18 protein-coding genes and 3 pseudogenes are annotated in these 20,244 nt (G+C 49.8%); 12 read left to right on the top strand and 9 right to left on the bottom strand.

All coding sequences use genetic code 11. The features are described 5' to 3' along the window. The 4 genes and pseudogenes from NAL19_RS00055 to yidA all read left to right on the top strand — a co-directional run bounded on the left by NAL19_RS00055 (nucleotide 1) and on the right by yidA (nucleotide 4,125). A pseudogene (locus tag NAL19_RS00055) lies at nucleotides 1–1,312 on the top strand (PTS sugar transporter subunit IIC). Next, nucleotides 1,302–1,643: a PTS lactose/cellobiose transporter subunit IIA gene (locus NAL19_RS00060; RefSeq protein WP_411561444.1), complete on the top strand. Its 342-nt coding sequence runs from the start codon at nucleotides 1,302–1,304 to the stop codon at nucleotides 1,641–1,643. The pseudogene NAL19_RS00055 and the gene NAL19_RS00060 overlap by 11 nt, the downstream one beginning before the upstream one ends. A 68-nt stretch (nucleotides 1,644–1,711) precedes the next feature. Continuing rightward, the gene (locus NAL19_RS00065) at nucleotides 1,712–3,154 is read left to right on the top strand and encodes a 6-phospho-beta-glucosidase (RefSeq protein WP_263058420.1); all 1,443 of its coding nucleotides are present in this window, start codon (nucleotides 1,712–1,714) and stop codon (nucleotides 3,152–3,154) included. Between the two features lie 155 nt (nucleotides 3,155–3,309). Beyond that, complete coding sequence (yidA, locus tag NAL19_RS00070) at nucleotides 3,310–4,125, top strand: sugar-phosphatase (RefSeq protein ID WP_263058421.1); 816 nt, start codon at nucleotides 3,310–3,312, stop codon at nucleotides 4,123–4,125. A 66-nt stretch (nucleotides 4,126–4,191) separates the two neighbouring features. Here yidA and NAL19_RS00075 read toward each other — a convergent pair whose 3' ends face one another. Genes NAL19_RS00075 through NAL19_RS00085 form a run of 3 tightly spaced genes read right to left on the bottom strand, consistent with a single transcriptional unit; the run spans nucleotide 4,192 to nucleotide 7,339 of the window. Continuing rightward, nucleotides 4,192–5,433: a type II restriction endonuclease gene (locus NAL19_RS00075; protein ID WP_225086376.1), complete on the bottom strand. Its 1,242-nt coding sequence runs from the start codon at nucleotides 5,431–5,433 to the stop codon at nucleotides 4,192–4,194. Beyond that, nucleotides 5,426–5,899 carry a very short patch repair endonuclease gene (locus NAL19_RS00080; RefSeq protein ID WP_225086377.1) on the bottom strand — a complete coding sequence of 158 codons (474 nt, stop codon included), beginning with the start codon at nucleotides 5,897–5,899 and terminating at the stop codon, nucleotides 5,426–5,428. Before NAL19_RS00080 ends, NAL19_RS00075 begins: the two co-directional genes overlap by 8 nt. Nucleotides 5,900–5,908: 9 nt before the next feature. Further along, on the bottom strand, nucleotides 5,909–7,339 hold the full coding sequence (locus NAL19_RS00085; protein WP_263058422.1) for a DNA cytosine methyltransferase: 1,431 nt from the start codon (nucleotides 7,337–7,339) through the stop codon (nucleotides 5,909–5,911). A gap of 254 nt (nucleotides 7,340–7,593) precedes the next feature. Between NAL19_RS00085 and NAL19_RS00090 the strand changes: the two genes are divergently transcribed. Continuing rightward, entirely contained in the window at nucleotides 7,594–7,989 is a 396-nt protein-coding gene (locus NAL19_RS00090; protein ID WP_263058423.1) for a type II restriction endonuclease, read from the top strand. Between the two features lie 141 nt (nucleotides 7,990–8,130). On the opposite strand, the pseudogene NAL19_RS00095 reads toward NAL19_RS00090, so the two are convergent. Beyond that, nucleotides 8,131–9,026 (bottom strand): annotated as a pseudogene (locus NAL19_RS00095) (LysR family transcriptional regulator). A gap of 142 nt (nucleotides 9,027–9,168) precedes the next feature. On the opposite strand from NAL19_RS00095, the pseudogene NAL19_RS00100 reads away from it, so the two are divergent. From NAL19_RS00100 to NAL19_RS00125, 6 genes and pseudogenes are all read left to right on the top strand, one after another. After that, nucleotides 9,169–10,720, top strand: a pseudogene (locus NAL19_RS00100) (ABC transporter substrate-binding protein). A gap of 206 nt (nucleotides 10,721–10,926) precedes the next feature. Continuing rightward, the gene (locus NAL19_RS00105; RefSeq protein ID WP_225086381.1) at nucleotides 10,927–11,880 is read left to right on the top strand and encodes a nucleoside hydrolase; all 954 of its coding nucleotides are present in this window, start codon (nucleotides 10,927–10,929) and stop codon (nucleotides 11,878–11,880) included. Nucleotide 11,881: 1 nt separating this feature from the next. Further along, on the top strand, nucleotides 11,882–12,871 hold the full coding sequence (locus tag NAL19_RS00110) for a nucleoside hydrolase (RefSeq protein ID WP_263058424.1): 990 nt from the start codon (nucleotides 11,882–11,884) through the stop codon (nucleotides 12,869–12,871). Then, the gene (locus NAL19_RS00115) at nucleotides 12,871–13,848 is read left to right on the top strand and encodes an ABC transporter permease (protein ID WP_263058425.1); all 978 of its coding nucleotides are present in this window, start codon (nucleotides 12,871–12,873) and stop codon (nucleotides 13,846–13,848) included. The genes NAL19_RS00110 and NAL19_RS00115 overlap by 1 nt, the downstream gene beginning before the upstream one ends. Further along, entirely contained in the window at nucleotides 13,845–14,753 is a 909-nt protein-coding gene (locus tag NAL19_RS00120) for an ABC transporter permease (RefSeq protein WP_263058426.1), read from the top strand. The genes NAL19_RS00115 and NAL19_RS00120 overlap by 4 nt, the downstream gene beginning before the upstream one ends. A 39-nt stretch (nucleotides 14,754–14,792) precedes the next feature. After that, nucleotides 14,793–16,592, top strand: a complete 1,800-nt coding sequence (locus NAL19_RS00125) for an ABC transporter ATP-binding protein (RefSeq protein WP_263058427.1) — start codon at nucleotides 14,793–14,795, stop codon at nucleotides 16,590–16,592. A gap of 36 nt (nucleotides 16,593–16,628) precedes the next feature. Here the strand turns inward: NAL19_RS00125 and NAL19_RS00130 are convergent, their stop codons facing one another. Both NAL19_RS00130 and NAL19_RS00135 read right to left on the bottom strand, forming a co-directional pair. Then, entirely contained in the window at nucleotides 16,629–16,928 is a 300-nt protein-coding gene (locus NAL19_RS00130; RefSeq protein ID WP_180779427.1) for a helix-turn-helix domain-containing protein, read from the bottom strand. Beyond that, on the bottom strand, nucleotides 16,915–17,274 hold the full coding sequence (locus NAL19_RS00135) for a type II toxin-antitoxin system RelE/ParE family toxin (RefSeq protein ID WP_263059765.1): 360 nt from the start codon (nucleotides 17,272–17,274) through the stop codon (nucleotides 16,915–16,917). The genes NAL19_RS00130 and NAL19_RS00135 overlap by 14 nt, the downstream gene beginning before the upstream one ends. A gap of 242 nt (nucleotides 17,275–17,516) precedes the next feature. Here NAL19_RS00135 and NAL19_RS00140 point away from each other — a divergent pair, with 242 nt between their 5' ends. Beyond that, entirely contained in the window at nucleotides 17,517–18,014 is a 498-nt protein-coding gene (locus NAL19_RS00140) for a GNAT family N-acetyltransferase (RefSeq protein ID WP_225086386.1), read from the top strand. Nucleotides 18,015–18,213: 199 nt separating this feature from the next. Here the strand turns inward: NAL19_RS00140 and bhsA are convergent, their stop codons facing one another. The 3 genes from bhsA to ssuC all read right to left on the bottom strand — a co-directional run bounded on the left by bhsA (nucleotide 18,214) and on the right by ssuC (nucleotide 20,235). Further along, the gene (gene bhsA, locus NAL19_RS00145; RefSeq protein ID WP_263058428.1) at nucleotides 18,214–18,471 is read right to left on the bottom strand and encodes a multiple stress resistance protein BhsA; all 258 of its coding nucleotides are present in this window, start codon (nucleotides 18,469–18,471) and stop codon (nucleotides 18,214–18,216) included. A 172-nt stretch (nucleotides 18,472–18,643) separates the two neighbouring features. Next, nucleotides 18,644–19,444: an aliphatic sulfonates ABC transporter ATP-binding protein gene (gene ssuB, locus NAL19_RS00150; protein WP_263058429.1), complete on the bottom strand. Its 801-nt coding sequence runs from the start codon at nucleotides 19,442–19,444 to the stop codon at nucleotides 18,644–18,646. Continuing rightward, on the bottom strand, nucleotides 19,441–20,235 hold the full coding sequence (ssuC, locus tag NAL19_RS00155; protein WP_205549541.1) for an aliphatic sulfonate ABC transporter permease SsuC: 795 nt from the start codon (nucleotides 20,233–20,235) through the stop codon (nucleotides 19,441–19,443). The genes ssuB and ssuC overlap by 4 nt, the downstream gene beginning before the upstream one ends. Nucleotides 20,236–20,244 lie beyond the last annotated feature (9 nt).

The following is a 20,244-nucleotide window of genomic DNA, read 5'->3' on the forward strand; positions in this document are numbered from 1 at the left end:
ATGAGTAAATTCACTGAGTCATTATTCAGCGTTATCGAAAACCGTATTAGCCCGATTGCGGCGAAACTTTCCAGCCAGCGTCATGTTGTGGCAATTAAGGATGGATTCATTGCCTCCATGCCTTTCTTAATTGTCGGCTCTTTTATGATGTTATTTGCTCATCCGCCTTTTAGCCCGAACAGTGAATGGGCGTTTGCGCAGTGGTGGCTGGGGATGGTGGAACGCCACGGCGAACAGATCATGATGCCCTACAATATGACGATGGGCATTATGGCGGTGTATATCACCAGCTCCATCGCTTATAACCTGGCGCAGAGCTATAAAATGAACGGTTTCATGGCGGCCAGCCTGGCGCTGATGTCGTTTATGGTCGTGGCGGCGCCGCAAATCGACAAAAGCCTGCCAGTTGGATCGCTGGGCGGCGAGGGGATTTTCACCGCGATTATCGTGGCGATCTATTCGACGGAGCTGATGCATTTTTTGCAGAAGCACAATATTGGCATCCGCCTGCCGGAACAAGTACCACCGAAAATCCGCCAGTCTTTCGATCTGCTGATCCCGATTCTTGCTATCTTCCTGACGCTTTTCCCGCTTAGCCTGTTTATGCAGAGCCAGTTCGGCATGCTGCTACCGCAGGCGATCATGGCTGTCTTTGCGCCGATTATTTCGGCATCTGACTCATTACCCGCCATTCTGATCGCGGTGCTGCTCTGTCACCTGCTGTGGTTTGCCGGGATTCACGGCGCTGTTATTGTCGGCGGCATTTTGCAGGCATTCTGGCTGACCAATTTAGGAATCAATCAGGAAGCGTTTAACGCGGGCGCACCGATCACCAAAATCTTTATTGAACCCTTCTGGCAGTTTTTCATCACGATAGGCGGCTCGGGAGCGACCATGGGGCTGGTCTTTCTCTATCTGCGCAGCCGTTCTGCTCACCTGCGCTCCATCGGCAAACTGGCCGTGGTGCCGAGCATGTTCAACATCAACGAACCGGTGATTTTTGGTTCACCCGTTGTGATGAACCCGCTGCTGTTCATCCCGTTTATTACTGCGCCGTTGGTGAATGCCACCCTTGCCTATATCGCGTTAAAAACCGATTTAGTGCATCGCGTCATTTCTCTTGCGCCCTGGACAACGCCGGGCCCGATTGGCGCAGCCTGGTCTACGGGGTGGGACTGGCGTGCGGTAGTGCTGGTGGGTACTGATTGTTGTTTCGTTCCTAATCTATTACCCCTTCTTCAAAATGTATGAACGTCAGTTGATCGAACAAGAAGTGGGTACAGCAGAGGAGGCCGTGAGTGATGCGCGATAAAACCATGCTTGATGAAACGACAGTCATGGAACTGATTATCTATGCGGGAGAGGCACGCTCCAGCTCAATGGAGGCGCTGAGCGCCGCCAGAAAATATGATTGGAACAAGGCTGAAGAACTGTTGAACACGGCTTCCGTTGCGGCGCGCAAAGCCCATCAAATCCAGACGGCCTTGATTGGTGCCGATGAGGGCAGCGGGAAAATCCCGGTCAACCTGATTCTGGTTCACGCGCAAGATCACCTGATGAACGCCATGCTATGCCGTGAATTGGTGGAGGAGCTGATTCAACTGCATCGGGAAATCGCCACCCTGAAGCAGTCTATTTATTAAACAGTCTATTCATTAAACCGTTTATAAATTAATAACATGTAAATCTGAACTAACGAAAAGGAAACAAGATGTCTGCTGAACAATTACCGAAAGACTTTCTGTGGGGCGGCGCGGTTGCGGCGCATCAAGTTGAAGGTGGTTGGGATCAAGGCGGCAAAGGCGTCAGCATCTGCGATGTCCTGTCCGGCGGCGCCCACGGCGTTGATCGTGTGATTACCGATGGCGTACAGCCTAGTGTCAGTTATCCGAATCATCAGGCGGTGGAGTTCTATTCCCACTATAAGCAGGACGTTGCCCTGTTCGCCGAAATGGGCTTCAAATGCTTCCGTACCTCGATTGCCTGGACACGTATTTTCCCCAATGGCGATGAGCTGGAGCCGAATGAAGCGGGTCTGCAATTCTATGACGACCTGTTCGATGAACTGCTGAAATACAACATCGAGCCCGTGATTACGCTGTCCCACTTCGAGATGCCGCATCATCTGGTTAAGCAGTACGGCGGCTGGCTGAACCGTAAAGTGGTGGATTGCTTTGTGCGTTACAGCGAAGTGGTCATGAAGCGTTACCAGGCCAAAGTGAAATACTGGATGACCTTCAATGAGATCAACAACCAGCGTAACTGGCAGTATCCGCTGTTTGGCTACTGCTGTTCCGGCGTGATTTTTACCGATCACGACAAGCCGGAGCAGGCGATGTACCAAACGCTGCACCATCAGTTTGTCGCCAGTGCGAAAGTGGTGAAGCTGGGTCATGAGATTAACCCGAACTTCAAAATTGGCTGCATGCTGGCGCTGGTACCGATCTATCCGTGGTCATGCCACCCGGATGACGTGATGTTTGCACAGGAAGCGATGCGTGAACGCCACCTGTTTGGTGATGTGCAACTGCGCGGTTATTACCCGTCTTACATCCTGAAAGAGTGGGCGCGCAAAGGCTACCAGATTGACATGCAGCCGGAAGATGAACAGACGCTGCGTGAAGGCTGCACGGATTATCTGGGCTTCAGCTACTACATGAGCAGCGCGGTACAGCTGGCGGCAAAAGGCCAGAAAAAAGAAGATGCGATCACGGGCTTTGACGGTGGCGTGAAAAACCCGCATGTGAAGGCATCGGAGTGGGGCTGGCAGATCGACCCGGTTGGTCTGCGCTATACGCTGAACAGCTTCTACGAGCGTTATCAGAAACCAATGTTCATCGTTGAAAACGGCTTTGGCGCGGTGGACAAGGTGGAAGCCGATGGCAGCATTAACGACGATTACCGCATCGAATATCTCAAAGCGCATATCGAGCAGATGAAAAAAGCCGTCGTGGAAGATGGCGTGGAGCTGATGGGCTATACCCCGTGGGGCTGCATTGACTGTGTGTCGTTCACCACCGGTCAGTACAGCAAACGCTATGGTTTCATTTACGTGGATAAACACGACGATGGCACCGGTACGTTCAAGCGCTCGAAGAAAAAGAGCTTTGACTGGTATAAGACAGTGATCTCCAGCAACGGTGCCGAGCTATAACGGCGATTGCAGAACATGTTTGCCATATAGCCGTGCGTAACCGCACGGCTTTTTACGTTGTGCGTCATACGCCTGTCACCCTGCCGTATTTCACTAACGACTTCATCGCTGAATCGCGTTAGCATGAAAACAGATAACTTGATGCTGGAAAAACTATGTCTGTAAAACTGATCGCTATTGATATGGACGGGACGTTGCTGACGCCCCAAAATCAAATTTCACCTGCGGTAAAAGTCGCGATTGCCGCTGCCAGAGAGAAAGGCGTGCAGGTGGTGCTGGCTACCGGCCGCCCTTACATCGGCGTTGAGCGTTATTTGATGGAGCTGGATTTACAGCAGGAAGGCTGTTATTGCATCACCAACAACGGTGCGCTGGTGCAGCGTACGGTCAACGGTGACTGCGTAGCGCAAACCGCGTTGAGCTTCGACGATTATCTCTATTTCGAAGCGCTGGCTTGCAAACTCGGCGTCCATTTCCACGCGTTGGACTTCAATTTCGTCTATACCGCCAATAAAGACATCAGCCCTTACACCATTCATGAATCTCACCTGACCGGGATGCCGTTGAAGTACCGTGCGGTTGAGGAAATGGATCGCAGCCTGACGTTCCCGAAAGTGATGATGATTGATGAACCAGAGATATTGGATCGCGCCATCAGCCAGATTCCACCGGAAGCCTTTGAACGCTACACCATCATGAAGAGCGCCGAATACTATCTGGAAATTTTGGATAAGCGCGTCAACAAAGGCGAAGGCGTGAAGATGCTGGCGGAGCACCTCGGCATTCCACGCGAAAGCGTCATGACGCTGGGCGACCAGCAGAACGATCTGGCGATGATTCGCTATGCGGGTATCGGCGTCGCGATGGGCAATGCCATCGACGAAGTGAAAGAAGCCAGCCAGTTTGTCACTAGAACCAATACGGAAGACGGCGTCGCTTATGCGATCGAGAAATTTGTGCTGAATTCTTAGAGGTGATAGGAATATCGAAGAACTATAAGGCTACTTTTAATGTAGCCTTACAGGATGGTTATTATTTCAATTCATTGCTTGAATGTTTTTTACTTCAGCAATGAAATCTACAACACTTTGCAAATCGCTAATGAATGACACTGGATATACTGACTGAACAGAATAAGGAACAACTAACTGAAGTGATTTATTCTTCATTTCTGTCAACTGTTGCTCACTAATTCCTGGTTGTATAGTAATTAGATGCTTACGTCCGATCTTATCCCCTTCGGCCAGAACTTGTCTCCATCTATCCTTGCATGTTGTTTTAGCGCCAAGCAGTCTTAGTTTTTCCTGAGGGAAAAGTGGATCATGGTAAGCAGAAAAATCAGGAAAGAGAAAGTCTGGTTTAGATTTATTTTCAGTCGTATTTTTTGACGAACCTTGCTGAAATTTTAACCCATGCAGACTAAATAAATAGTTCAAATGGTTTTCAAACGCAAAGCCAACACGGGACTTGCGTCTATTTTGTACACTTAGGGAAAAATCAATAAAATCATCAACATTATCGCCATTTTCACCAAACCCCTGAGCAAGTTTTTTAGCTACCTCAAAACGTTCGTATGTTCTGAACAATTTTTCTTCTTGCTCCAGCCATAACATTAAGGTTTCATCAGGTCCATATAATGGTTCTCCTGGCGTTTGCTCCCTTGCAAAAGAAGAGAATTCTTTTGATTTTGGAAAGCCATTAGGAAAACGCCTCAGCAATATTTCGAGTAAGTTATCATTCTTGCTTTCTGACTCTTCAAGCTCTATTCCCAAATCTTCAAATAGCATTCTTACTGGAAGAATAAGAGACTTGCCTTCGATAGACGATTGAGAAAATTCACTACTAATATTATTAATTCCAAATAAAGTTTTTAGCTGGAATTCTATAGCAGAACCTGACGGAGTAATAATTATTAACAAATCTCCGTTAATTTTTTTGATAATAAGAAAGAAGTCCCCTTCATTCATCATTGAAGATACGGGATTGGTTTTATAATACATTCTATATTCTGGTTTTCTATTCTTTTGATTATGGCGAGTATCATACCATGTCAGCGTATCCTCGTAAGAAATAGGATCGATTTCTTCACCTGATATATAAATAAGGTTGGCATTAAATAATATCTTTTCACCATTTTGGGGAACGGGAAGGTACCTGGCAAACCCTGCTTTTACTAACCCACCAATTTCGTGCTGATTAGATTTTTTAGAGTCAACATCGACAGCAGAAAGGTATTTAGCAACAGCGACTTCAAAATGGTTAGATAATTTTTCAAGCATTTTTATTATGTATCCCTTTAGTATCGATTTCTACTGAGCTACTTCCAGCACAAACCCACTCTTCTATCCTTTCTGAGAGATCTTGAATAGACAGTCTGTGTTTACCTTTTATAGCACATTCCCAAATAGTCATAATATGCCAGTTTTCATTCTTGAGTTCTTTGTGGATATTATTATCTCTGGTAACATTTTTTCCAATTTTCCCCATCCAAAATTCAGTTCTCGTTGCTGGGATTTTGAAAAGATAACATTCATGATGATGCCAAAAACATCCATGCGTAAAGATAATTTTTTTATACTCATCAATAACAAAGTCAGGCCTTCCAGGTAAATCCTTTACCTGTTTTCGAAACTTTAAGCCTAAGTCCTCAAGGATTTTTTCCAGTTTAACTTCAATGGCTGTATCACAGTTGCGAATCGCCTTCATATTTTTACTACGAATCGCAGGGTTATGAACATCAGCCATTTTTATACCTTACGCGACTTTTTTGCTGTTTTTTGACTTAATTGCATTCGCAATATAAGGCTTTAGCAGTTTTGCAACGGCTGAAAAAACAGGAACAACGACCGAATTCCCAAACTGCCGATATGCCTGGGTATCTGATACAGGAATACAGAATGATTTTTCACCAGGAGACTCGAATCCCATTAAGCGAGCACATTCACGAGGAGTTAACCTTCTTGGCCTATTTTCCAGATTTTTTTCATTATCGAAATCTTCTTCTCCTAGCTCCCGATCCCATCCGCGGTCTATCAGTATTTCTGAGCCATCTTTGTGGTAACGGGCTGACAAAGTACGGGCGACACTATCTGGATTACCAGGTGATACCAAGCCAAACCCAAATCCATTTCCCTTGGCCTGATGTTTTTTTGCGTAATTATATAAATATTTCCACAAAGTAGGAGTAAGGATATATTTTTTATCAACATTATCGTCGAGTAATTCTTTGATAGTTAATTTTTTATCTGGAAAGAATTGGTTAATTTCTTTCAGAGAAAATCCTTTGTGAATGTTGAGATCACGTCTAAATCCCACAAGAACAATGCGTTCTCTATGTTGGGGTAAGAAGTTCTTACCATCAATAACTTTAGGATCATTCGCTCCTGAATGTTCAGCGTCAGCAACCACATATCCCAGTTCATCCAGTGTTTGCATGATGACCCGAAATGTTTTTCCCTTATCATGGCTTTTCAGGTTTTTCACATTTTCTAATAAGAAAATAGGGGGTTTTTTGGCCGCAATAATTCTTGCAACATCAAAAAATAAAGTCCCTTGTGTGTCACATTCAAATCCATGGGCACGGCCTAAAGCGTTTTTCTTTGATACACCAGCAAGCGAAAAAGGCTGGCAAGGGAAACCCGCCAGCAATACATCATGGTCTGGGATTTCTCTATCTATGTTTTCATATGCTTCTTTTTCACTAACTGAAGAAGCATTGCTCAGTGTAATGTCTCTGATATCAGAGTTAAAAATATGACTTTTGGGGTCACAGTACCAATTCGCTTTGTAAGTTCTGGCTGCATTTTTGTCCCATTCACTGGTAAAAACACATTGCCCGCCAATATCTTCAAATCCTTTTCTTATCCCGCCTATACCAGCAAATAGATCGATAAACTGGAACGAATAGTCAGGATGATGGGCTGGGGGGGGTGGGAGCAAACTGTTAAGCATTTTTACTTCCAGATCGGTCAATGGCTTTTGTGGCATTTTCCCGTTCAGCCAGCGATTTAGGGTTTCACGAGTCCATTCACTGTGACTAATAGCACGAAGCGCTTCAGAGACATGTTTTTGATCATAAATATCAACAAGTTTTTTGACCAGGTCTTTATCTTCCTTTCTTTTATGAAGCTGATCTTGCTCATTATCTTTAATTAATTTTTGTGCAATCAGTTCAACATTTTTCATTTTTAACACCATTTAAAAAGGGAGATACTAGTGATAGAATATCACTAAATGGCACCATTATGAATGAAAAGTTTAAAGAAAATTACATCATGTTTGAAACTAGCTTTGTGCCTTAAAGTCATTTTCAAGCTAAACTCAATGGCAGATCGCATTAATGAAAAATTATTCTATTATTTCTTGATGTTAGTTTATTCGCAGTTACTATAATTCCTTTTCTTAATGCCAGTTTTTACGGATTTTATAAGAGGTTATATATGTCAAAATCCCCTTTTTCTCTTGAAAGATCGTGCATCAAAACATTGTCAGCAGTAGAAGCAGAAAGAAATCGCTCAAATCAGCATGAATTTAATGGTGTTAGAGCATTGAAGAATCTTTTTGGATTAGAAAAGTTTAAGCAAGATGCTTATTTTTCTATCCGAGGTGAGTGTGTAAGTTGTATTAAACCAATTACCTGGTATGATGCCAGAGAAGAACACAGTACAAGAACGGAACATCGATTATATTTTAGCGGGAATATTGTAATGAACGAGGCTCAGGAAGGAGATAACATTGTAATCGGTTTTGATAATAGTAATAAAATCCATATAATATTAATTAAAAGAAATACTCCTGAGCATAAAGGATCTATATGTAATTGGGAAGGAAAATGATCCTCTCTTTTTAATTAATGAAATTCTATGGTGCTATTTTTATTTAAAACAATAACTATGCTATTTGTTTTTTATAAATCTATTCCCCCATCGTCATTATTTAATAAATACATTAATAAAAATAACGACTTTGGCTGGAAATTATTTTAATTCCAGGCTATCCGTTATTTTTTCTTTCATAACCTGAGTGATGTGATTCACCACCTGACTGCGGGGAATTTGCGGGGGATAAACCGCGCAATACGCCATTTTTATATCAGGATTGAAAGGCTTAACGATAACCGGCGAAGGGCTGTTCAGGGCGGTAATAAAATCCACCACGCCGATGCCGACGTTTCTTGACGCCAGCACGCAGCAGTTAGCCATTGAGGTTTCGATGGGGTTATGCAAATAGATTTGTTCTTTTCTGGCGGAGATATCGATCTGTGCCCGCAGCGGTGTAGTTCTGCCGGGCAAAATAGCGCGCGTACCGGCCAGATCGGCGAGTGTAATTTCATCCACCGTCGCAAGCGGGTGATCCATCGCTAACACCGCGACAGCGCTTGCGTCTGCCAGCGGTTCGGCTTCCAGCCCTTTAATGCCGGGCTGGCCAAAATAAAACCCACGTCATAGTGATTTTCCGCAATCGCGTCCGTAATACGACTGCTGCTCTCGATGTCCAGAAACAGGGACAGATCGGGGTATTTCTTGAGTAAGGTCGGGAGAACCTGGTCGGAACAAAGAAACGAGAGCGCCTGAACGGCCGCAATACGCAGTATGCTGCCTTTGGCGTGGCGAATTTCATCGGCAATCAGCCCGATGTGATCCAACCCTAAGTAAAGGCGCTCGACTTCCCGGTATAGCTTCATCGCCTCGGCGCGTGGAATCAGGCCGCGCCCGTCTCTATCAAATAATTTCAGATTCAGCGCGTCTTCAAAATCTTTAATGAGCCGACTGACCGCGGGCTGGGTGATGTACATCATGTTGGCGGCGGCAGTGATGCCTCCGGTGAGGATGACTTTATGAAAGGCTTCAACCTGACGGGGATTGATACGCATGCTCGTCACCTTAAAACATAACATTTAGTTATCAATTTAACACAAAATGCAATTTTTCATTATCCAATCTGGCGCATAGACTCACAATCATAAGATTTAATACACTTCATCAGTACTCAATCATGGAATAGAGGGTTAGTGAATGAAGAAATCAACGCTGGCGTTATTGTTTACCGTTTTATTTTCATCTTCACCTTTGGTTTATAGCGCGGACCTGAATATCGGTTTGGCTTCCTCCACCACATCAATGGATCCGCAGTTTTATGTGAGTGGGGCGAATAGCGCAATGGCGCGCAATATTTTTGACGGTTTGGTTGTACAGGATGAAAAACAGCAGATTGCACCTGCCCTGGCAACCAGTTGGAAAGTGATTGACGACAAGACGTGGGAATTTGTATTGCGTCCTGGCGTTAAGTTTCACGACGGCAGTGATTTTACGGCTAAAGATGTGATTGCCAGCATTAAGCGTGTTGCGCTGGCATCAAAAAACAGCCCCAGCTCTTACGCACCTTACGTCAGCGACATTGCTGAAGTAATAGAAGTTAATCCACTAACGGTGCGGATTAAGACAAAAGAGGCTTCGCCGCTGCTGCTGAATAATTTAAGTCGGATTTCCATTTTACCGGCCCGACTTGAAAACGTCCCGACGGAAACGTTGAATTCAGGAAAAGATGTGATTGGTACAGGGCCATTCAAATTTGTTTCCTTGGGTGCCGGACGACCGGGTAGTCCTTAGTCGTAATGATGATTACTGGGGAGGAAAAGCAGAGTGGGACAACGTTACTGTCCGTGTATTTAAGAACAGTAGTGCACGTGTAGCAGCCGTATTATCCGGTGATGTGGACATGATCGAAAACGTTCCAACAGCCGACAGCAGTAATATTGAAAAAAATCAGCAGTTAAAAACGATTTCAACACCAGGGAATCGTGTTATTTACCTTCACATGGACCAGCAGCGAGAGGAATCACCGTTCGCCAAAGGTCCTGATGGTAAAAACCCATTACTAAAAAAAGAAGTACGCCAGGCGATGTCTTTAGCTATTAATCGTCAGGCAATCGTCGACCGTGTGATGGAGGGGCAGGCTGTTGTTGCCTCTCAGCTTGTACCGAAGGGGTACCCAGGCTATTCCGCTTCCATTCCTGCGCCGGTTTATAATCCGGAGAAAGCCAAACAGGAACTGGCGGCGGCGGGTTACCCCGACGGCTTCACGCTGACCTTCCACGCGTCGAACGATCGTTATCCTAATGATTCTAAAATTGCTCAGGCCATTGGCCAAATGTTCACGCGCGCCGGCATCAAAACCGAAGTCGTTACGATGCCCGGCAGTGTGTACTTCTCACGTGCGTCTCGTCTCGAATTCAGTTTGATTATGGGCGGGGCCGCGATTGAAACCGGGGAAGCTTCTGGCGTATTGGGGCCATTGTTGGAAACCTTTGGCCCCAATGCAGGACAGGGGAATCGTGGTCGCTATTCCAATCCTGTCTTTGATAAAACGCTGAACGAAGCACGCGTCACGCTGGATGAAACCAAACGTGATGCGCTGCTGGCTGAGGCGATGAACATTGGCATGAACGATCTGGGGGTCATTCCGGTCATGTTCCTGTCCAACACCTGGGCGATGAAAAAGCAGTATACCTATGTGGGCCGTTCCGATGCCTACACGCTGCCGTACTTCGTCCGTACTGCCAAATAGTCACCTGTCATTTATGGTTCAAATAAGGGGTGAATATTCACCCCTTATTTATCTCGTGATAAGGAGAACGGTGTGAATACATTTAGCCGTGTTTTTCCTTCCCTTATTACCGTTAGCATTACTTCTTTTGCCCCGTCATGGCGTGGTTTTCTGCACCCTGAAATCTGTTATGAATAACCTTAAAAGAAAAAAGGAATCATCGAAGGATGAGCGCGTTACCTATTATTATTGATTGTGATCCGGGGATAGATGACGCGATTGCGTTATTAAGTGCATTTGTGGCACCCGAGTTGGATATTCGCGGTATTTGCACGGTGTGCGGTAACCAATCGTTGGACAAGACGGTGCATAACGCGCTGCAAATTGTTGAACTGGGCCAGCGCACGGATATTCCCGTTTTCGCCGGCTGCCATCGGCCGCTGTTGCGTGAACCGATCCACGGTCAGTTCCACGGGGAAAGCGGACTGGGCCAGACGGTGCTGCCTGAGCCACAAAAACAGGCCGAAGTGCAGCATGCCGTGAGTTTTATTATTGCGCAGTGCAAGCAGGCAATCGCTGACGGCACGCCGATCACGCTCTGTACGTTAGGGCCGTTAACTAATGTGGCCATGGCGCTGCGTATGGCTCCTGAGATTGCTGACGGTATTGCGCGCATTGTGATGATGGGCGGCGCCTACCGTGAAGCAGGCAACCGCAGCCTGACGTCTGAATTTAATATGCTCGCCGACCCACAGGCGGCGAAGATAGTGTTTGATTCATCGATTGCCCTTGTCGCGCTACCGCTGGATGTCACGCATCAGGTGATTTTGACGCCGGAATTGGTGGCGCGTTTCATCGCGCTATCCGGGCGGATTTCCGCGCCGTTGGGTGAAATGATGGCGTTTTGGGATCGCAATGACATCCGTCGCTATGGTTCACGCGGCGGCCCGCTGCACGATCCGCTGGTTATCGCCTGGGTGCTGGCGCCACACTGTTTCACGACGGAAAAAGCCAGCGTTTACATTGAGCAGGAAAGCGAGCTGTGCATGGGGCAGACCGTTGCCGACTGGTACGGAAAAACTGACCGTCAGCCGAATGTGGATGTGGTGACGGGGGTTGATGCCAAACAGGTTGTCGAGCTGTTTGCTGACCTATTGAGCCGCTATGGAGAGGGTGTCTGATATGGTTCAAGAACGCATTATTATTGATACCGATCCCGGCGTTGACGATGCGATAGCCATCTGGCTGGCATTGGCTTCACCCGAGCTAGACGTACTGGGGATTACCGTTGTGGCAGGCAATGTGCCGCTTGCCGCCACGCTACCGAATGCGTGCAACGTAGTGGGTGTGACGGGCAGAACCGATGTGCCCATTTTTGCTGGTGCTTCACGCCCGCTCATCCGCGATCAGGTTTTCGGTAAATACGCCCATATCGGCAAATTCTCTGCTGACTGGGTACCGGAGAGCACGCTGTCGCCGGAACAGGAACACGCTGTTGATTTTCTGGTGCGGATGACGCGTCAGGCGGCGGCCGACAATAACCCCATCACCATTTGCGCACTTGGCCCGCTGACGAATCTGGCGTTGGCGCTGTGCTTCCATCCTGATGTCGCACGCGGCATCAAACAGATTGTTTCCATGAGCTGTGCCTTTACCGCGATGGGGAATCGCGTACCGTGGGCGGATTTTAACGTCTATGCCGATCCGCATGCGGCGGAAATCGTTTTTTCTTCCGGTGTTCCCCTCGTCATCATGCCGTTGGATGTGACCTTTCAGGCATTAATTCAGACGGAACAGGTTGAGGACATCGAACGCAGCGGCGGCGCGCCGGGTAAGGCGATGGCCGCGCTGTTGCGCATGTTTGATCGTAGTGAAGTTGAGCGCTTTGGTCGCGAAGGTGGACCGATTCATGATGCGACCGTCATTGCGTGGCTGTTAAAACCGGAGCTGTTCACATCAAAACGTGCGCGCATTGGGGTAGAAGTTGCCGGTAAAACCGCGGGTTATGCGTTTGCCGATTTTTATCACAAACTGGGTGAGCCTGAGAATGCGCTGGTCGCGCGGGAAATCGACGAACAAGGGTTTCTCGGGCTGATTGCCGATCGCCTGCGCCGCTATTCTTGTGAAGAAATCAATGCTTCTGAAGACCTAAACGGTTCCGGGAGGCGCTAATGATAGCCTACCTGCTGAGCCGAATCGGACAAACGCTGCTGACGCTGGCTGTGATGTCGGTGCTGGTGTTTGTGGGTGTCTATCTGGTTGGTAATCCGATCGATATGTTGTTGGGGGCGACGGCCACGCCAGCGGAACGGCTGGCGGTGATTCAGTCCTTCGGTCTGGATAAGCCCGTCTGGGAACAGTACGGGCTATTTGTCTGGAACGCCTTTCAGGGCGATATGGGCAACTCGTTTATCTTTAATCAACCCGCGCTGACGCTGATTTTTCAGCGCATGCCTGCCACGCTCGAACTGGCGATGTTGGCGTTCGTGATGGCGCTGGTTGTTGGTATCCCGCTGGGGATTTACGCTGGCCTGAAGCCGGACAGCGCAGTGTCCAAATCCATTATGACTTTCTCCATCCTCGGTTTTAGCCTGCCCACGTTCTGGATCGGGCTGGTGATGATCATGCTGTTTAGCGTGAAGCTGGGTTGGTTGCCTTCCTCTGGCCGGGGCGATGTCCATGAACTGTTCGGTATTCCATTCAGTTTTCTGACCCGCGATGGTCTCGAACACCTGCTTTTGCCCGCGTTTAACCTCGCGCTGTTTAAAATCTCGCTGGTTATCCGCCTGATGCGCGCGGGTGTGATGGAGTGCCTGCAACAGGATTATGTGCAGTTTGCCCGTGCGAAAGGGCTGTCGGAAACCCGTATCGTACTGGTTCATGTGCTGCGCAACACGCTGATTCCGCTGATTACCGTGCTGGGGCTGGAACTGGGGTCGCTGATCGCGTTCGCGGTGGTGACGGAAACCATTTATGCCTGGCCGGGCATGGGCAAGCTGATTATCGACTCGATCGCCGTGCTCGACCGTCCGGTTATCCTGGCTTATCTGATGATTACCGTCGTGATGTTCAGCGTGATCAACCTGCTGGTCGATTTGCTGTATGTGCTGGTCGATCCGCGCGTGCGACTGGGAGGAGACAAGGGATGACAGGGAATACGATACACCAGCCCGCTGCCGTGCAAAAAAACGCTCACCCGGTAATGCGCGTGGTGATGGCGCTGCTCAACGATCGGCTGGCGCTGTGCGGACTGATTATGCTGGCGGTTTTCGTGCTGCTGGCACTGCTTGCCCCACTGCTGTCGCCGCAGAATCCCTACGATCTGATGCAGCTCGACATCATGGATGGCCGGCTCGCACCGGGTGCGCAGAGCATGGCGGGCATGACGTATTGGCTGGGGACGGACGATCAAGGGCGTGACCTGTTCAGCGCGATTCTGTACGGTACCCGCATCAGCCTGATGGTGGGCTTCTCCAGTGCGGTGCTTGCGCTGCTGATTGGTGCTTCGTTGGGGCTGATTAGCGCCTACGTCGGTGGAAAAACGGACGCGACGATCATGCGTATCGTCGATATCCAGCTCAGTTTCCCGCCTATCCTGATCGCGCTGATTCTGCTGGCGGTGCTGGGGCAAGGGGTTGATAAGATCATCATGGCGCTGGTGGTGACGCAGTGGGCTTACTACGCCCGGACGATTCGCGGGTCGGCGCTGGTGGAACGTCGCCGCAGCTACGTGGACGCGGCGCGTAGCATGGCGCTGTCCAACCGTCGCATTCTGTTTCGCCATATTTTACCCAACTGTCTGGCACCGCTGATCGTGGTGGCAACGATGCGCATTGCCTACGCCATCATGCTGGAAGCCACACTTTCATTTCTGGGGATCGGGCTGCCCGTGACGGAACCGTCACTGGGGCTGCTGATCTCTAACGGTTTTGAATACCTGATGTCGGGCGACTATTGGATCAGCTTCTTTCCGGGGCTGACACTACTGCTGCTGATTGTGGCGATCAATCTGGTCGGGGATGCGCTACGCGACATCCTCAACCCGCGGAACTAAGCCGTGGGAACGCCCATAGGAATGAGGGGTAACGAACACATGACAGCGCCGATTATGTCCGTTTCGCATCTGACCACCGCCTTTCAGGTGAACGGCGAGTGGATGAACGTGGTGCGGGATTTATCTTTCACGATTGGCGAGAAAGAGACAGTCGCCGTGGTGGGGGAATCTGGTTCAGGGAAAAGCGTGATGGCGAAATCCATCATGCGCTTGCTGCCACCCGGCCAAAGCCGAATTGAGGGGCAGATTCATTTTGGCGACACCGAACTGCTCTCGCTCCCCAATAAGGCGATGCAGGATGTGCGTGGCAACCGTATCGGCATGATTTTTCAGGAGCCGATGACCAGCCTGAATCCGGTCTTGCCGATTGGCTACCAGATTACGGAAGTGCTGCGCCGCCATCGCGGCATGGGCAAAGCCGAAGCGCGCGCCGAAGCGGTGCGCCTGCTGGAGAAAGTACGCATTCCGGCGGCCAAATCGCGGCTGAACGAGTACCCACAGAGCTTCTCTGGCGGGATGCGTCAGCGCGTGGTGATTGCGATTGCGCTGGCCTGCCATCCAAAGCTGTTGATTGCCGATGAACCGACGACGGCGCTGGACGTCACGATTCAGGCACAAATTCTGACGCTGATAAAAACCCTTCAGGAAGAAGAAGGGATGTCGGTGCTGTTTATCACCCACGACATGGGCGTGGTGGCGGAAGTGTCCGACCGCACGCTGGTGATGTATCAGGGTGAAATGGTAGAAAACGCCGTCACGCGAGAGATCTTTCATCATCCGCAACAGCCCTATACCCGTATGTTGCTGTCTGCGGTACCCAAATTAGGCTCGATGTCTGGCAGCGCATGGCCACAGCGTTTCCCGCTGATCGATCTCAAAACGGGCGAACGCCAGCCGGTGCCGGAGGCGGTGAATACCGTGTCGGGTGAGGAACCGGTGCTGACGGTAAAAAATCTGGTCACCCGATTTGATATCCGATCAGGTTTTTTCCGTCGGCTGTCCGGGCGGGTTCATGCGGTGGAAAATATCTCGTTCGATCTCTGGCCGGGCGAAACGCTTGCGCTGGTTGGGGAATCGGGCTGCGGTAAATCCACCACCGGACGGTCGATTATTCGCCTCAACGACGCCGTCAGCGGCGACATTCAGCTGCTGGGAAAAAATATCCTGACGGCGGATAAGCGTGAGCTGACCGAGTCGCGGCGGCAGATTCAAATGGTGTTTCAGGATCCGTATGAAAGCCTGAATCCGCGTATGCGGATAGGGGAAGCCATCGCCGAACCGATGCTGCTGCACGGTCTGGCGACCCGCCAGAATGTGAGTGCGCGAGTGAGCGAACTGCTGGAACAGGTAGGGTTATCTGGCGATATGGCTTCGCGTTTCCCGCACCAGTTCTCCGGCGGGCAGCGGCAGCGAGTGTGTATTGCGCGCGCGCTGGCGTTGGAGCCGAAAGTGATTATTGCCGATGAATCGGTATCGGCGCTGGATGTGTCCGTCAAAGCGCAGGTGATCAACCTGATGCTGGATCTCCAGCAGAAGCTGGGGCTGTCATTCCTGTTTATCTCGCACGATATGGCGGTTGTCGAGCGTATCAGCCATCGTGTGGCGGTGATGTATCTTGGCGAAATTGTGGAGATCGGTCCACGTTCGGCGATCTTCGACAATCCGCAGCATGATTACACCCGGCGTCTGATTTCTGCGGTGCCCGTGCCTGACCCGGATACCCGTCCGGTGCGCAATATCACCAATGATGAATTGCGCAGTCCGGTGCGTGCCCCTGATTTCCATCCTCCAGCACGCCGCTATAAACAGGTTGGCGAAGGGCATTTCGTTCTGGAGTGAACGAATCGCGTTTACTGAAAATCCAGAACGACTTAATTACAAAGTAAGCGCGATACGCTTACCATCAGGCAAGGTCACATCTAGCGTAAGCTTGCCGCCTAGGGCAGTGACATAGCGTTTCAGCGTTGACAGTTTTGGGTCATTCTCGACCTTCTCCATCTTAACAATAGATGGCTGCTTGACGCCCAGAGCTAATGCAAGCTGAGTCTGCGACATGTTCAGCTCTTCGCGTAGTTTCGCTAAAGTGATTTCCTGACGGATCTCAGCCGTGCGCGCTTCAATGCGGGCGCGGCTCTCCGGTGAACGTTTAGCCATCATTTCTTTAAATGTCGCCATCTTCTTTTACCTCCGGTGATATCAGATGCGATGTAAACTCAGCGTCTGCGATCTTAATCATACGTTCGTAGAACAATTTTTCATTTTCGCCTTTCTTATCTCCCGCACATAAAACAATCGCTTTACGTGTCCGATCAAATGCGAAGAATGTTCGGAATGGGTGGCCGCCAACCTGAACTCGAAGCTCCTTCATATTTTTGTATTGTGAGCCTTTAATCTGATCAACCTGTGGTCGCCCTAGCTGTGGGCCATCTTCTTCGAGTATACCGAGGTGTGCCAAAACCTCTTCCTGTACCGTTTCGGTTTGCTCATCAAACCACGTATCGAATAGTGCCCGTGTGACTATTTCTCATGCCAATCTGTAAACCTCCATGTCCTGCACTCTGTAAGTACAATATAACCTTAAGGCTATATTAGCAAGCGTTCCTCGTTAGCAATAGTGGGTATATGACTAGGTGAGCTATCCCTAGCTTGGACGAAAAATATTATCTGGTGGACGGCATGGACAACGATGATTTTAAGCTAACGTTGTATTTTACAACGCAATAGTATTATGGGTCTTTTCAAGGTGGCAGGAGGGCTGTAGGAATGGCGACTTTTGCAGTACGTCGTATAAACAATAGCGATCTAGACGAGTTCAGGCGAGTAAGGCTCGAAGCACTTAAGCTTCATCCAGAAGCATTCGGTGCGTCTTTTGAAGAAGAAAGCCAGAAACCAGAAACATTCTTTGCTGAACGCCTCCGCCTAAACTCGATTTTTGGAGGATATGACCTCGAAAACAGGTTGCAGGGTATCGTGGGTGTAAGCGTCAACACTGCACCAAAACTGAGTCATGTGGTCATGATTTGGGGAATGTATGTTCGAGCTGAAATGAGAGGGACTGGCCTGTCTCGATCGCTTTTGGAAGCGGCATTACAGGCATCTTGCAATGCGAAAACAGTGAAACTTTCAGTCGCTGCAACCAACAAATTGGCACAAGCCCTTTATTGTTCTTTTGGATTTAGAGAGTGGGCAATAGATACCGCTGCACTGTACATTGATGGTAAATATCATGACGAAATCTTGATGAGGCTTGATATTAATTAGATAAGTCGTAATCCCAGACTTTTTTGCACTGGCTACTACGTACTTGCTAAAACACTCACGGAGACACTTCGTGCTGCGCCACCGAATGGCCTACGGGATCGTCTCAAAGTGAATTTGGCATTATTATCCCATAAAAAAACGGACTTTCCTCTTGAATGAGGAAAGTCTGTTTAATTTTTTGATTGTTTATCAGCAGCCATTATTTGTAGATAACAGCGACGCCGCGCAGTTGGTTGTCACCCGTGGCAGACGTGATAGTGAAGGCGCTGGCACCAGCTTTTTCTGCTTTCTGAGCCAGCTGTGCTTGCAGTGAATCCAGGCTACGAGCGGTAGCGCTCACTACGCCAACTTTCTCCAGGCTCTGTGCCTGTTGTGAAGAGACCTGATCGGCAGCGAAAGCACCGAAAGACAGGGTAGAAAGTACGACAGCAGCGGCGAAGAATTTTACGTTTTTCATGTGATGTATCCTGTTCAATGTTGTTTGGAGTGAAAGGACATTTCCTTTCGATGAAGAGGATATTACGCCGCTGCGGGGAGAAGGGAAAACGGAGTGTTTTGAGAATATCTGTCAATATTTTTGATGTTTAATCTGGCGATAAGATACCCTATCTCGATCGCCAGAACGAAGGCTATATCGCCGCCTGGTGAGGTAAAGGAGGCGCGGTGGGTGCCAACACGCGCTCCAACACGCGGGCTTCCAGCTCTGCCAGCTTTGCCGAACCACGACGCCGTGGCCGGGGTAAATCGACCGTAATATCCAGCCCCACACGCCCTTCTTCGATCAGAATCACCCTGTCGGCCAGCGCAATAGCTTCAGAGACATCGTGCGTGACCAGCAGTACGGTAAATCCGTGCTGGAGCCACAGATTTTCGATCAGGCTTTGCATCTCGATGCGGGTTAAGGCATCCAGCGCGCCCAGTGGTTCATCCAACAGCAGTAAACGCGGGTGGTGAATGAGCGCGCGTGCCAGCGCGACGCGCTGTTTCTGACCGCCGGACAGCGCTGCTGGCCAGTCGTTCGCGCGATCCGCCAGCCCGACGGAGGCCAGTGCCTCCTGCGCTTTCTCACGCCAGTTGCCGCGCAGCCCCAGCCCGACATTGTCGATCACCTTTTTCCACGGCAGTAGGCGCGCTTCTTGAAACATCAGCCGCGTGTCATCTTTTGCGCTGCTGAGTGGTGCGGTGCCGGTCAGCAGTTCGCCGCTGCTGGCGGCTTCCAGCCCGGCGAGCAGGCGCAGCAGGGTACTTTTGCCGCAGCCGCTGCGGCCGACGATGGCAACAAACTGCCCGGACGGAATGCGCAGCTGCACGTCATTCAGCACGGTGCGGTGGCCGTAGTGTTTGGTGATGGCATCCAGCGCCAGCGGCGTCCCTTTGGTGAGCGGCGACGGTGAATGCGCGTGCGTTGCAGAATCGGTAAAAGCGGTCATGATGCGTCCCCCGATGAGGTTTGATAAGCCGGATTCCAGCGCAGCCAAATGCGCTCCAGACCCTGAGCACTGACATCGGCCAGCTTGCCGAGCAGGGCGTAAAGAATGATGGCCACCACCACCACGTCCGTTTGCAGGAACTCGCGGGCGTTCATGGCGAGGTAGCCGATGCCGGAATTGGCAGAAATGGTCTCCGCGACAATGAGCGTCAGCCACATAAAGCCCAGCGCAAAACGAATGCCGACCATGATGGATGGCAGCGCACCGGGCAACACCACCTGAGAAAACAGGCTCAGGCCGGACAGTCCGTAGCTGCGCGCCATCTCCAGCAGGCCGCGATCGATGTTTTTAATGCCGTGATAGGTGTTGAGATACACCGGGAATAGCGTGCCCAACGCCACCAGAAAGATCTTGGCCGCCTCATCAATGCCGAACCACAGAATGACCAGTGGAATCAGCGCCAGATGAGGAACGTTGCGGATCATCTGCACTGAGCTGTCCAGCAGCCGCTCGCCCCAGCGCGACAGCCCGGTGATAAAACCGAGCACCAATCCGATACTGCCGCCGATAGCAAACCCGATCAGGGCGCGCCAGCCGCTAATCGCCAGGTGTTGCCACAGCTCGCCGCTGGAGATGAGCGACCAGCCTGCGGTAATCACCGAACTGGGCGCAGGCAGAATCCGGTTGGATAACCAGCCGAATTCGACGGATATCTGCCACGCGACCAGCAGCGTTACGGGGAGTAAGAAGGGCGCAAACCGCTGTGCCAGTGAAGAGAGCGTTCTTGCCATGATCGGTTC

It is taken from the genome of Pectobacterium sp. F1-1, assembly GCF_025643735.1.
Taxonomy (GTDB): Bacteria; Pseudomonadota; Gammaproteobacteria; order Enterobacterales; family Enterobacteriaceae; genus Pectobacterium; species Pectobacterium colocasium.